At 56.8% G+C, this 13,084-nt stretch carries 14 protein-coding genes; 3 read left to right on the top strand and 11 right to left on the bottom strand.

All coding sequences use genetic code 11. The features are described 5' to 3' along the window. The 7 genes from fliL to fliF all read right to left on the bottom strand — a co-directional run bounded on the left by fliL (position 1) and on the right by fliF (position 6,980). Positions 1–468: a flagellar basal body-associated protein FliL gene (fliL, locus tag SOM40_RS14910; protein WP_106993423.1), complete on the bottom strand. Its 468-nt coding sequence runs from the start codon at positions 466–468 to the stop codon at positions 1–3. A gap of 111 nt (positions 469–579) precedes the next feature. After that, positions 580–1,779 carry a flagellar hook length control protein FliK gene (fliK, locus tag SOM40_RS14905; RefSeq protein ID WP_320530260.1) on the bottom strand — a complete coding sequence of 400 codons (1,200 nt, stop codon included), beginning with the start codon at positions 1,777–1,779 and terminating at the stop codon, positions 580–582. Continuing rightward, entirely contained in the window at positions 1,776–2,219 is a 444-nt protein-coding gene (gene fliJ / locus SOM40_RS14900) for a flagellar export protein FliJ (protein ID WP_166182886.1), read from the bottom strand. The genes fliK and fliJ overlap by 4 nt, the downstream gene beginning before the upstream one ends. A 20-nt stretch (positions 2,220–2,239) precedes the next feature. Then, positions 2,240–3,610 (bottom strand): flagellar protein export ATPase FliI, encoded by a 1,371-nt coding sequence (gene fliI, locus SOM40_RS14895; protein WP_106993420.1) that lies wholly within the window; start codon positions 3,608–3,610, stop codon positions 2,240–2,242. Then, complete coding sequence (gene fliH, locus SOM40_RS14890) at positions 3,610–4,317, bottom strand: flagellar assembly protein FliH (protein WP_166182885.1); 708 nt, start codon at positions 4,315–4,317, stop codon at positions 3,610–3,612. Before fliH ends, fliI begins: the two co-directional genes overlap by 1 nt. Next, positions 4,310–5,305 carry a flagellar motor switch protein FliG gene (fliG, locus tag SOM40_RS14885; protein WP_032612254.1) on the bottom strand — a complete coding sequence of 332 codons (996 nt, stop codon included), beginning with the start codon at positions 5,303–5,305 and terminating at the stop codon, positions 4,310–4,312. Before fliG ends, fliH begins: the two co-directional genes overlap by 8 nt. Continuing rightward, positions 5,298–6,980 carry a flagellar basal-body MS-ring/collar protein FliF gene (fliF, locus tag SOM40_RS14880; RefSeq protein WP_320530259.1) on the bottom strand — a complete coding sequence of 561 codons (1,683 nt, stop codon included), beginning with the start codon at positions 6,978–6,980 and terminating at the stop codon, positions 5,298–5,300. Before fliF ends, fliG begins: the two co-directional genes overlap by 8 nt. Before the next feature lie 227 nt (positions 6,981–7,207). Between fliF and fliE the strand changes: the two genes are divergently transcribed. Then, positions 7,208–7,522, top strand: a complete 315-nt coding sequence (gene fliE / locus SOM40_RS14875; protein ID WP_106993417.1) for a flagellar hook-basal body complex protein FliE — start codon at positions 7,208–7,210, stop codon at positions 7,520–7,522. A 69-nt stretch (positions 7,523–7,591) separates the two neighbouring features. Beyond that, positions 7,592–8,005 carry a lipoprotein YedD gene (gene yedD, locus SOM40_RS14870; RefSeq protein ID WP_225758491.1) on the top strand — a complete coding sequence of 138 codons (414 nt, stop codon included), beginning with the start codon at positions 7,592–7,594 and terminating at the stop codon, positions 8,003–8,005. Positions 8,006–8,052: 47 nt separating this feature from the next. Here the strand turns inward: yedD and amyA are convergent, their stop codons facing one another. From amyA to fliD, 4 genes are read right to left on the bottom strand one after another with little or no spacing between them, the layout of a single operon-like run. Beyond that, positions 8,053–9,540 carry an alpha-amylase gene (gene amyA, locus SOM40_RS14865; protein WP_320530258.1) on the bottom strand — a complete coding sequence of 496 codons (1,488 nt, stop codon included), beginning with the start codon at positions 9,538–9,540 and terminating at the stop codon, positions 8,053–8,055. 54 nt (positions 9,541–9,594) lie between these two features. Beyond that, complete coding sequence (fliT, locus tag SOM40_RS14860) at positions 9,595–9,969, bottom strand: flagella biosynthesis regulatory protein FliT (RefSeq protein WP_106993414.1); 375 nt, start codon at positions 9,967–9,969, stop codon at positions 9,595–9,597. A 6-nt stretch (positions 9,970–9,975) separates the two neighbouring features. Beyond that, entirely contained in the window at positions 9,976–10,380 is a 405-nt protein-coding gene (gene fliS / locus SOM40_RS14855; protein WP_106993413.1) for a flagellar export chaperone FliS, read from the bottom strand. 13 nt (positions 10,381–10,393) lie between these two features. Continuing rightward, positions 10,394–11,809, bottom strand: coding sequence for a flagellar filament capping protein FliD (gene fliD / locus SOM40_RS14850; RefSeq protein ID WP_106993412.1), 1,416 nt, complete (start codon positions 11,807–11,809; stop codon positions 10,394–10,396). A 311-nt stretch (positions 11,810–12,120) separates the two neighbouring features. Between fliD and SOM40_RS14845 the strand changes: the two genes are divergently transcribed. Further along, entirely contained in the window at positions 12,121–12,957 is an 837-nt protein-coding gene (locus SOM40_RS14845) for a flagellin N-terminal helical domain-containing protein (protein ID WP_320530257.1), read from the top strand. Positions 12,958–13,084: the final 127 nt, after the last annotated feature.

Below are 13,084 nucleotides of genomic sequence, written 5' to 3'. Positions count from 1 at the left end.
TTACCGCAGAATGAAAGCTGTATACAGAACGTCAGTGACTTCCTGCTTAGGTTGACCGCTTACCAGAGGCGCAGCCAGCGTTTGCTTAATGTCCGCCACCAGTTTTTGTTTACCTTCATCGGTAGACAACTGTGTGGGATCCTGACGCGAGAACAGCAGCAGCAGACGGCTGCGCACTTCCGGCAGGTATTCGCTCAGACGGGTGCGGGTGGCATCGTCTTTCAGACGCAGCGTAATGCCCACGTAAAACACGTGCTCGGCATCGCCCAGGTTAACGGTAAAGGTATCCAGCGCGAAAAAGACCGGGGCCGCGGGTGGCGGTGGCTCTGCTTTGGCTGCGGCTGACGGTGCTTTATTCATGCGCCAGTAGCTGTAACCTGCGGTCGCGCAGGCAGCGAGCGTAATTAACACCAGAAGCGGGATCCAGATGGAACGCTTACTTTTCTTGGTGATGGCGGAGTCAGTCATCTGATTCGTGCTTCCTGTTTCGGGACTGCTAATGAGGTGATTATCCCGTGTCCGCTCGCCGTCAAAGGGCCGAAAAGACGGAGATAATCACGCTACCTCTGACGTTTAGGTTTAGGCGAAGATATCGACAGCGTTGTTTCCACGTGCCGCGGACTGCAGGGAGGCAGGTACTGCCAGCAGCTCATCGCTCTCTTCATCGAATGTGCTTGCATTGCCGGAACGGGAAGTCTGCTGCTGATGCTGGGAAGAAGCCTGCTGCTGGCCGTTAAAGTTTTCACTGCTAATGCTGCTTTGCGTCAGTTCAATACCGTTTTCCGCCAGCTGGGTACGCAGCACCGGCAGGGCCGCTTCCAGCGCCGCACGGACGTGGCTATGGCCTGAGACCATCTGCAGCTGCGCCTGGTTATCATCCAGCTTAAGCGTAATCTGTACCTGACCCAGATCTTCCGGGTGCAGACGCAGCTCGGCGCTCTGCTGGCCCTGACGAGTGAAGAGGGTGATGTGCTGGCTGATGGTCTGCTGCCATTCGTTGCTGCCCAACTGGGCGCTGACCACCGGCGCGGCGGCAAAGGTCGGCTGCACTGAGGCCGGGGTGCTGACAATCGGCCCCATGGTGATGGTCGGCCCGGTCGGGGACGGGGTGCTCTCTGCCGCCTGCTTTGTCGTCGCGGCGGCAACGGCTGGCGTCAGTTGGGTGTTGGAGGCGAGCGCCGCCTCTTTATCCTGGGCTACGGCTTTGGCGGTGCGCAGGGCGTCAGTATCCAGCGCAGGCTGACGGCCACGATCGCTGGTTACAGAGGCCTTAACGTTCAGGCCCCCGGTGCTCACCGGCTGAGGTGGTGCGGCAGTAGCGGTCTGCTGGTGGGGCAGCATCGCCATCAGGGCGCTTAATCCCGCCAGCTCTTCATCGCTGAGTTCGGTTTTGCTGTCGGCTTCTTTCGCCGCCTGGGTCAGGCTTTTCAGCACCTCGCCTTTGGCTGCGGGCAGCAGGCCGGAGGTCAGGCCCGGCTGGGTGACACTCTCGTCGGCGACGATGAGATCCTGATGCGCCAGCAGATCGGCCAGTTTCCCGGCGTCGGTGTCGGCATCAATATCGCTGGCGTCGGCTTTCAGATCCACGACGGCCCGCTTACCGCCAGCGGTCTGCAGATCGTTCAGCGTGAGACCGACCTCGTTGCCCTGGCCTTTGGCATCGGTTAACGCGCCCGCCAGCAGGGAAAGAAAGTCCTGCGCGCCGTCGGCCGCTTTTCCGCCCCGAACGCCCGCCGCAAGGTCGGTGTCGCTCGAAAGCAGTTGTTGAAGGGTGATCATTCCGGTCTCCTCATTGTTGCTCGCTGGGCAAATTCATCCATTTTTTTCTGATCGAGACGGCTTTCCGCCAGGGTTGCTGCGGCAACCTGCCGATCCTGCAAGGTTTGCCAGGCCTGTAAACGCTGTTTCTTCTCTCGCCAGAAGTTCAGGGCCCGGTCAACCTTCTCGGTCCACTGAAGCACCTGCTGGCGATGCTGATCTATGGCTTTCTCCAGGGTCTGGATGAACTGTTGATAGTTGATCCAGCGCTGGCTGCCGATGCCCTGGGCCATATCCGTGTTGAGGTTGGTGCGATACTCATGCTGGTAGTCAATCAACATCTTCAGCTGCTCTTCCGCCTGCTGATACCCGCGGCGCATTGCGCCAAGCTGCTGCGCGGCAGTATCAACGTCTTTTTCGGCCAGATCTTTCAGCGTGGATAATGCGCCGTGTTGTGCCATGACATTCGCCCTCTACTCGGTTACACCTGCGGGAAAATCATTTCCAGAGCCTGGATCGAGCTTTCCCAGTCGGCTTTCTCAAAAATACCCTGCTGCAGATAAGCCTCCAGATGCGGCCACAGGGCGATCGCCTTGTCGAGCATCGGGTCGCTGCCTTTGGCATAGGCCCCGACGCTGACCAGATCGCGGTTGCGCTGGAAACTGGAGAGTAGCTGCTTGAAGTTACGCACCCGGGCGTAATGCTTCTCGGTAATCAGGGACGTCATCGCACGGCTGATCGAGGCTTCGATATCAATGGCCGGATAGTGGCCCGCTTCGGCCAGACGGCGCGACAGGACAATATGACCGTCGAGGATCGCACGTGCCGAGTCGGCAATCGGGTCCTGCTGGTCATCGCCTTCGGTCAGCACCGTATAAAACGCGGTGATCGACCCGCCGCCGCTGATGCCGTTACCGGCGCGTTCCACCAGCGCCGGTAATTTGGCGAAGACCGAAGGCGGATAGCCTTTGGTTGCCGGAGGCTCACCGATCGCCAGAGCGATTTCACGCTGGGCCATCGCGTAACGGGTCAGGGAGTCCATAATCAGCAGCACGTGCTGGCCGCGATCGCGGAAATCCTCAGCGATGCGCGTGGCATAGGCCGCACCCTGCATACGCAGCAGGGGAGAGACGTCCGCCGGGGCGGCAATCACTACCGACCGGGCGCGCCCTTCGGCGCCCAAAATGTTCTCGATAAAATCTTTAACTTCACGGCCACGCTCGCCAATCAGCCCCACCACGATGACGTCGGCCTGGGTGTAGCGGGCCATCATCCCGAGCAGCACCGATTTGCCGACGCCGGAGCCGGCAAACAGCCCCATACGCTGGCCGCGACCGACTGTCAGCAGGGCGTTGATCGGGCGTACGCCGGTATCCAGCACGTGCTCGATCGGGGTACGTTGTAACGGGTTAAACGGTTGAGTGATCAGCGCCCCGGTTTCGGTGGTGTCGGGGGAGGGCAGGCCATCCAGCGGTTTACCGGCACCGTCCAGCACGCGTCCGAGCAGCGCCGGGCCGAGCGGCAACTGCTTGCCGCTGTGCAGTCCGTCGCCGGATAAATTTTTGGCATACACGCGCGCGCCGGGCAGGACGCCTTCGACCTCTTCCAGCGGCATCAGGAACAGACGCTGGCCGTTAAAGCCAACCACTTCGCTCTCGACTTCGCGGATCTCGTTCCCGTCCTGGCGTTCGATAATGCAGGTGGCCCCCAGCGGCAGCTGCAGGCCGGTCGCCTCCAGCACCAGACCGGTGGCGCGGGTTAAGCGGCCATAACGGCGAACCGCGGGCAGTTGCGCCATTTTGGTTTCAAAATTGTCGAGGGTGTTGAGCCAGCGGGTCAGGCGTGCGGTCATCAGATGACTCCCGGTGCCGCCAGGCGGCACAGTTCCTGCCAGCGGGTGGCCACGCTGGCATCCAGATCGCCTTCATCGGCAGAGACTTTACAGCCGCCGTGATGTAGGGTCGGATCGCCACGCAGACGCCAGCCGTGCAGGCTCAGGGTCGCGCCGAGCATCTCTTCCACCCGCTGCAGATCGTCCGGGTGGACGCGCAGCTGCGGTTTGCCGCTGAACAGCGGCTCCTGCTGCAGCAGACCCTGGATCTGTTTGATCAGCGAGGAGTTATCCACCGGCGGGGTATGGCCGATCACCTGACGGGCGGCTTCCAGCGCCATCTGCATCAGGCGCGAGGCGATAACGCTGTCCAGCGCGTCCAGGGTGTTCTGGAACTCGCTGACCAGCTGCTGCATCCGGGCATGGATTGGCGCCTGCTGGGCACGCGCCTGCTCCAGACCTTGTGCCAGCCCCTGGGCCAGCCCTTCCTGATAACCTTGCTCCTGGCCTTTCTGCCGGCCTTCGTTCATGCCGGCCGTGTAGCCCTGATCGTGGGCCTGCATCTGGATCTGCGCCAGCTGCTGGGCACGCTGCTCCTCTTCGCTCAGCTCAGGCTCGTCGTTATCCTCACCTGCCTCGGCAGGTGCGATGGACGCAGGCACAAATTCCGCGCGAGGAGGGGAGAGATCGTCGGGGGTCCAGATCTTCCACGGCAGTTCATCAGACATAGGTATCCTCGCCGCTGCCGACTACCATCTCGCCGGTTTCGGCCAGACGACGCACAATAAGGAGGATCGCTTTCTGTTCGTTTTCCACCTGAGACAGACGCACCGGGCCACGGTTGGCAAGGTCGTCGCGCAGGATATCCGCCGCACGCTGGGACATGTTGCGCAGGAACTTCTCGCGCAGCGGCTGTTCGGCACCTTTGAGGGCGATAAGCAGCGATTCGGAGTCCACTTCCTGCAGCAGGCGCTGGATACTGCGGTCGTCCACGTCGACCAGGTTTTCGAACAGGAACATCTCGTCGATGATCTTCTGTGCCAGCTCGCCGTCGAATTCGCGTACCGCGGTAATGACCGCCTCTTCCTGCTGCGTTTTCATCAGGTTGATAATTTCGGCCGCCGTTCTCACGCCGCCCATTTTGCTGCGCTTGAGATTCTGGCCGTCGAGCAGGCCGTTCAGCACTTCGGTCAGCTCCGCCAGCGCCGCCGGCTGGACGCCGCCGAAGGTGGCGATACGCAGCATCACATCGTGACGCAGACGCTCGTCGAACAGCGCCAGAATATCTGCCGCCTGGCCACGCTTGAGGTGGACCAGGATGGTGGCGATGATCTGCGGATGCTCGTCGCGAATAAGGTCGGCGGCGGTCTGCGGCTCCATAAAGTTGAGCGTTTCGATGCCGCTGGCGGTATCGCGGGTCTCGAGAATATCCTCCAGCAGGCTGGCGGCGCGCTCTTCTCCGAGCGCCTTGACCAGCACCGAACGCAGGTATTCGTTAGCGTTGACGTTGAGCGCCGCAAACTGTTCGGCTTCCTGCTCAAACTCCGCCAGCACGTCGGTCAGCTGCTTGTTGGAGATCTGGCGCACGTTGGCCATCGCCGCACTGAGAACCTGTACTTCGCGCTGGGAGAGGTGTTTGAACACCTCTGCCGCCCGGTCCTCGCCAATGGTCATCAGCAGGATGACGCTTTTATCCGTTCCGGTAAGGTTACTCATTTTCTGTACTCATCCACTGGCGAATGACCAGCGCCACGACGCGCGGATCGTTGTCTGACATTTCGCGAATACGCTGGCTCATCACCTCAGCGCCCATGCGCTGGTTAGCACGGCGCTGCTGCATTTGTTCGTCTTTGCTGAGGCGCACTTCCACGGCTTCCTGCGTCTCTTCGCGCAGCATGGACTGCTCTTTCAACGCTTTGGCCTCGTCGGCGCGGCGGACAAGCTGCGGACGTACGGCTTTACGCCACAGCAGCCAGGCAACAATCACCACCAGCAGCCAGCGACCGGCTTCAATCAACTGATCGATAAACGACTGGGTTTTCCAGAACGGCAGTTCACCGCTGGTATCGTCCACGGCGCTGAACAGCGAGTTCACGACGTTGAGGGTATCGCCACGTTTCTCTGAATAACCCATGGCTTCACGGGTCAGATTTTCGATCTGCTTCATCTGCTCGGCGGTCAGCGGCAGGGGCTTACCGTCCGCCAGGGCTTTGTAGTTGACGACCACCGCCACGGAGAGACGCTGCACTTCACCGGTGTTCATTTTGGTATGGCGAATGGTGCGGTCGACTTCGTAGTTAGTGGTTTCGTTACGGCTGCTGGTGCGCGGACCGGCGTTGGCGGCGGCAGTGGTTTGCTGCTGCTGCGCGCCTTGCTGACCATTCTGCTGATTCTGCGCCGGGGCGTTAATCGGTGCGGTATTGGCCGGGGCAGGCTGGTTAGAGAGCGCACCCGGCACACCGCCAGGGTTTGGTCCGCCGACCTGCAGGTTTTCATTGACCTGACGCGAGCGCATCACGGCCTGGGCGGCATCGCCGTTCGGACGATACTGCTCTTCGGTCTGCTCTTTATCGGCAAAATCAATCTGCGCGGTGACCTGGGCATGGACGTTGCTGGTCCCGACGATCGGGCCAAGAATGGCTTCGATGCGGGTTTGCAGGCGGGTTTCCACGTCGGTGGCATATTTCAGCTGGGCGTCATTCAGATCGCGACCGCTGGTGTTGGATTTGGTTAACAGGCGACCCATCTGATCCACCAGGGTCACGTTGCCCGGCGGTAAACCTGCTACAGCGCTGGAGACCAGATGCACCACGGCGCTAATCTGCCCTTCATCCAGCGCACGGCCAGGCTGCAGATTGACGGTGACGGAAGCGGAAGGCGCTTTCTGTTCCCGGACAAACAGCGTCGGTTTTGGCATCGCCAGGTGCACGCGGGCGCTTTTCAGCGGACCGAGGGTTTCGATGGTGCGGGCCAGTTCGCCTTCCAGCGCGCGCTGGTAGTTAACCTGCTCGCTGAACTGGCTGATACCGAATTTTTCCTGATCCAGCAGTTCAAAGCCCACTGCGCCGCCTTTCGGCAGACCTTGCTGGGCAAGACGTAAGCGGAGCTCATGAACTTTATCGGCAGGGACTTCCAGTGCGCCGCCATTATCCGAGAAGCGGTAAGGGACGTTCATCTGGGTTAACTGGGTGACGATTGCGCCGCCATCCTGATCCGAGAGATTGCTGAACAGCGTGCGGTAGTCAGGTTGTTTGGCCCATAAAACCATCGCGACAACGATAGCGATAGCGGCGGCACCTGCCACGATCAATGGCACTTTAGGGTTCGCGCGCAGGCGGCTCATCCATTCGAGAGATTTAGTTTGAGGAGCGGATGTTGCTGACGCACTCATAGCGTACCTCGTGACTCATCGTGGATTTCATTATTCGTGTGGAGAAACAAAACAGACTCCCGGGTCGGCAAACACAACAAAAATTCCATAATCATGGCTGTGCCATTATTTGATGTTTCAGGATTTTCTATGCGTCAAATAACCTGGTTTTTTAACGCTATTTAACGCCTTTATCTCATTGACAGGCTGCTACTCTTGAGCGCGTAAAAATCCATCAGGGGAAAGTCATGGCAATACAGGGGATTGAAAGCGTCATTAGCCAGTTGCAGGCAACGGCAATGACCGCCCGTCATCAGAACGTGGCTGACGTGCAGTCAACCGTCAGCTTCGCGGGCCAGCTGCATGCGGCGCTGGATCGGATCAGCGACACGCAAACCGCCGCGCGCGTGCAGGGCGAAAAGTTCACCATGGGTGCGCCGGGTATTGGTCTGAACGATGTGATGACCGATTTGCAAAAAGCGTCAGTCTCCATGCAGATGGGCATTCAGGTGCGTAATAAACTGATGCAGGCGTATCAGGACGTTATGTCCATGCAGGTTTAGTCCTTCTGGTGCTGGCGACCCGACCGCTTTAATGCCACACTCTTTTTTTTCGACATAGACGGAACAATGATGAAAAAAATAGCAATGATGGCGGGGCTGCTGGCATTAACCGGCTGTGTGCAGGTGGACCGATACGAGGACGTGATTAAGCATCCCGTCCCGGCTGAACTGGCAGGGTACTGGCAGTCGAAAGGGCCGCAAAGCGCAATGGTCAGCCCGGAAGCGATCGCCACGCTGGTGGTGACGCAAGAAGGGGACACCCTGGACTGCCGTCAGTGGCAGCGCGTGGTGGCGGTACCGGGGAAAATGATGCTGCGTTCGGATGATTTTTATAACGTCACCCGTAAGCTTGATATCTATCCGCTGGATCGCGAAGGCAGCGCCATTGAGTATGACGGGATGATCCTGCAGCGCGTGGATCGCCCGACCACCGAGTGTGCGACTTACCTCAGCAAAAATCCGCTCGGCAGTAAGCTGCCGTAAGTGGTTAGCAGGCCGGGCAAGCGTAGCGCCGCCCGGCTTTCCACCCTCTACAACACCTCTTCCAGTACCCACACGCTGACGCTGCCGCCGTTGCAGGTAAACACGCCGGTGCCGGTTTCGTCGGTCGTTACACACTCTTCGCGGTTGCCGAGGAAATCTTTCCAGTTTTTATTGCCGTAGTTCTCCCCCAGCGTAATGGTCTTTTCACCCTCATCGCCGTTAGAGAGCACCACCACGCAGCCCGGCTCTTCCTCGGTGCCGCTGCGGCTGAAGGCGATGCAGTTCGGATGATCGAACCACAGGGTCTGAACGCCGTGGGCAAAACGCTGGCGGGCGAGGATCAGCTGGTCGAGCTGCTCGATCACCGGCATCTCGATATGGTACGTCTCGCCGTCACCGCCGGTGTCGTCATAGCTGGCCCCGTACAGATCGGGATAGAAGACGCTCGGCACTCCGTTCTCACGCAGCAAAATTAACGCGTAGGCCAGAGGTTTAAACCAGGCCTCGACCGGAGCCTCCAGGGCCTGTAACGGCTGGGTGTCGTGGTTAGCCACCAGCGTCACCGCGTGGAAGGGATCGGCCTCTACCAGGGTGCCGGTAAAGATCTGGCTCATGTCGTAATCACGTCCCTGCAGCGAAGCCTCGTGAAACTTCATGTGCAGCGGGGCGTCGAACAGCATGGTTTTCCCGTCCACCTGATCGATGTAGTGCTGCAGTTTACCGACATCTGGCGACCAGTATTCCGCCACGATAAACAGCGGTTTCGGCGCAACCTCCTGCACATGCTCGATCCACTCTTTATAGAACCATGCCGGAATATGTTTCACCGCATCCAGACGGAAGCCGTCGCACTGGGTCTGCTCCATTGCCCAGCGCGCCCAGTATTTAATCTCTTCGGTCACCGCCCGGTTACGAAAATCGATGTTTTCGCCCATCAGGTAATCAAAGTTCCCCATCTCGTTATCGACCTGGTCGTTCCAGCCATCGCCGGTGTAGTCATTGACGATCTTGAAGATGCCGTCTTCATCGGGGTTTTCGATATGATCGATGCCGCTAAAGCATTTGTAGTCCCAGACGAACTCCGAGTACTTGCCTGCCCGCACCGGGAAGGTGTAGCGGGTCCAGGCTTCACATTCGATAATCTCGTCGTCGATCTGATTGCGATCGTCCGCATTGACCCGCTGGACGCGGATCGCCTCTTTCTCATCGGCGCCCATCTTGTGGTTAACCACCACGTCCATCAGCACCGCAATGTCATTGCGTTTTAACGCCCCGATAGCGGCCAGCAGCTGGTTTTTATCCCCGTATTTAGTGGGAATGGAGCCTTTTTGATCGAACTCACCGAGGTCGAAGAGATCGTAGCAGTCGTACCCGACGGAGTAACCACCGGACGCCCCTTTATAGGCCGGGGGCAGCCAGACCATATTGATACCGATATCGTTTAAAAGGTCGGCGCGCTCGGCTACTTCCGGCCAGAGTTGGCCGCCATCAGGGTAATACCAGTGAAAAAACTGTAAAAGGGTGGGGTTTTTCATCTTCCGTGCTCCAGAAGCCGTTTCGGCTGACCTCTGGAGTATGGAACATAAGAATCATAACGGGAGGTCGCGGGTTAAATTTTCCGGATAAAGAATATTGCCTGACAGTTTGCCATACGTAGACGTGACCGATTGCTGTTTACCGGTCTGGGTGATCAGCTGGCGCAGTTCACTCATTCTGTCCGTCAGCAACGCTTTCAGTTCAGTTTCATTTTGCAGCACCTTTTCGAGGAGAAAGCGTGCCTGCTCAATTTGCGCTGGCGGACAGGCCGAGATGGCGTTCTGTCCGATACTTTCGACTAACTTAACGTACTCCGTCTCTTTTTCAACCAGCTCATCCCACTGACCGGAATGAGCTAGTTTCAGCATGGCAATACTCAGGGCATGCAGGGCATGCCAGTTGTTAAGAGCAGTGCTAGGGTTGTTCATCAAAAATTATCCTGAAATGGAGGTAGCATTGGGGCCGATTTGTTTCCACGCGTCCGCAATGTTATTCAGTAAAACCTCAACCTCGACGATCGCCTCTGCATCATTACGTAAGTTCGCGTGTAATAAACGGCGAACCATGTAGTCATACAGCGCGGCGAGATTTTCCGGCAAGTCACTTTCGACCTCCATGTTCAGGCCAGCCTTTAAGCCATTGTCAATGATGTTGATGGCTTTAGACAGGGCTTCTCCTTTAGCAGGAATATTCCCCTGCTCAAGGAAAAGGCGCGCTCTTACCAGCGCGCTGTGGGCACCGTCAAACAGCATGACAACTAACTGGTGTGGGCTGGCACTCAAGACGGCAGATTCAAGACCTACCTTCTGATAGGCCTGAACACCAGAATTGCTATACATATCGGTTCCTTTATTAATTGTTACTGAACTGCGAGGTCAGGTAGGAAGCAGTTCCGTTGAATTTGGTGACCAGCGAATCTAAATCGCTGAACTGCTTTTTATACCGGGCCATTGTGGCTTCAATGGACAGTTCCATCGCGTCGTAACGTTTGCCAATGGTTTTCAGCGTGGCGTTAATGCCATCTTTCGCATTTTGAATAACGCCTTCTTTACCCACGGAGGTGCTCAGCATGTCCGTCAGTTTGCTATTCATTTGGGTGGCGAAACCGGTGGTTTTACCGTCCCCAACAAAATAGGCTTGTACGCCAGCCGGGTTATCTGTCAGCGCCTGGGTTAACTTCTTGTCGTCAATCTTAAGATTGCCGAACGTGCCGTCAGCCCCTTTCAGCGGGTCCTGAGTGATACCCAACTGCGCCATGATCGCATACGAGCCGGTCTGCACATTGGTCAATAAAGCACGCAGATCTGACTGTACTCCTCTGATAGTGCTGTCACCCATCAGCACGCCATTGCTGGAGTTCTGTGCGGTGGCACCCGTGGCAGGCGGTTCATATTTGGTCAGAGACGTAATGGTCGATTGCAGGGCGTTATAGGCGGTAACCCAATCGGTAACGGCTTTCTTGTTATCGTCGGTGGAACGCGTGACTGACAGCGTCTCATCAGCGGTGCTCGGCGCTTTCAGGGTTAAGGTCACCCCAGGCAGCGCGTCGGTCACCGTATTACTCTGACGGATAATTTCAATGCCGTTAACGTTGACGACGGCATTCTGGGATTTAACCTGCTCATTGAGCGCAGCGCTGCCGATAACCGCGTTCAGCGTGTCATCGCCAGTGACCGTCACGGTCATATCCGAATCGGTGCCGGTGGTTTTTGATGACAGCATCAGACGGTAATCACCGTCATCCGCTTTGACAATACTGGCTGTAACGTTGCCGTTGGCCGCGTTGATGGCTTTGGCAATCCCGTTCAGGGAGGTATCGCCGTCGGCGAGCGTCACGGTCAGTGGTTTGCTGTCGGCGCCGGCCTGGGTGATAGTAATAGTGCGATTTGCACCGGTGGTTTCACCCAGCTGTTTGGTATTGCTGTCGATGGTGCCGGGAGCGGTAGTGAGAACCTGGCCCTTAGCAATTTTATTGACGTTAATCGTGAATTCGCCAACGTTCGCATTCGTAGACGTGGTCGCGGCGAAGGCGGTATTGGTGCTGGTAACAGACGTTGAGTTCCATGTGTCTGTCTTGGCCAGTTTAGCGGCAGCTGTTTGCAGATTGGTCAGGGCGCTTTGCAGTTTGCCGTAGCCGGTGATCTGCGCGTCATACTTGGTTTTCTGTGTAGCGATAGCCGTGAGCTTCGTCTCTTCCGCAGCCTGTAATTTATCGTACAGGTCTGATAAACCCGGCATCCCCACCCCAAGGTTGCTAATAGTCGCCATAATTAATTCCTTTCCAATGGTTGTTTCAGACCTCTATCGGCCAAAACAGCGAAAAGTTTACGCTATAAGGAAAAAAATAAATCGGGCAATAACTCCCCCTTATTAGCGTATTTTGCCGTTGATTCAGGCAATGACAAAGCACTTTAAGAAATTAAATTAAAAAAATTACATTAAAAAACAATAATTTAAATTTTTTATTAGATATTTTCTAAAGTCTGTTGCCAGGGCGTCGATAACCTTGTTGACGGTGAGAGACGCCGTGAGTGTTAGGCACCGACCTAGAAACCATTTTTGTTTAAGGAATTAAAATTATGGCCGTTATCAATACTAACCTGTTGTCCCTGACCACTCAGAACAACCTGAACAAATCTCAGTCTTCCCTGGGCACTGCTATCGAGCGTCTGTCCTCCGGTCTGCGTATCAACAGCTCTAAAGACGATGCAGCTGGTCAGGCGATTGCTAACCGTATGACCGCTCAGGTTAAAGGGATGACTCAGGCGGCGCGTAACGCCAACGACGGTATCTCCCTGGTTCAGACTGCTGAAGGTAACCTGAACGAAATCAACAGCAACTTACAGCGTATCCGTGAGCTGGCTGTTCAGGCTGCGAACGACACCAACGGTACTACTGACTACGCTTCTGTCAGCACTGAAATCACACAGCGTCTGGGTGAAATCGACCGTATCGCTGGCGCAGCTAACTTCAACGGCAAAAAACTGCTGGATGGTAGCCTGACTGCTTCCCTGAACATCCAGGTGGGTGCAGGTACCGGTGCAACTGATACCATCGCTATCACTACTGGTGCTCTGATCGACGCTAAAGCGACCAGCCTCGACTCTGGCCTGACCGGTACTATCACCAACAACTCAACTGCTAAAGCGTTCATCACTGCAGCTGACAACGCAATCAGCAAAATTGATACAGCTCGTTCAAACATGGGTGCGATTCAGAACCGTTTCGAATCTACCATCAACAACCTGAACAACTCTATCTCTAACCTGTCTGCTGCACAGTCCCGTATCCAGGATGCTGACTACGCGACCGAAGTTTCCAACATGTCTCGCGCGCAGATCCTGCAGCAGGCTGGTACTTCCGTGCTGTCTCAGGCAAACCAGGTTCCACAGGCTATGCTGTCCCTGCTGCGTTAATAGACGCTATAAATTCAAAAAAGGTTGCTGGAAACAGCAGCCTTTTTTTTATGTTATTTATCCAGAACCGCCCATGTCGTTATGTGCAAAATAAGACCGCAATTAGCGGTGTTTTCCCGGCATAGGC

Source organism: Leclercia sp. CFBP8987 (genome assembly GCF_034044995.2).
Classification (GTDB): Bacteria; Pseudomonadota; Gammaproteobacteria; order Enterobacterales; family Enterobacteriaceae; genus Enterobacter; species Enterobacter tamurae.
This window is presented reverse-complemented; position numbering and strand designations above follow the sequence as displayed.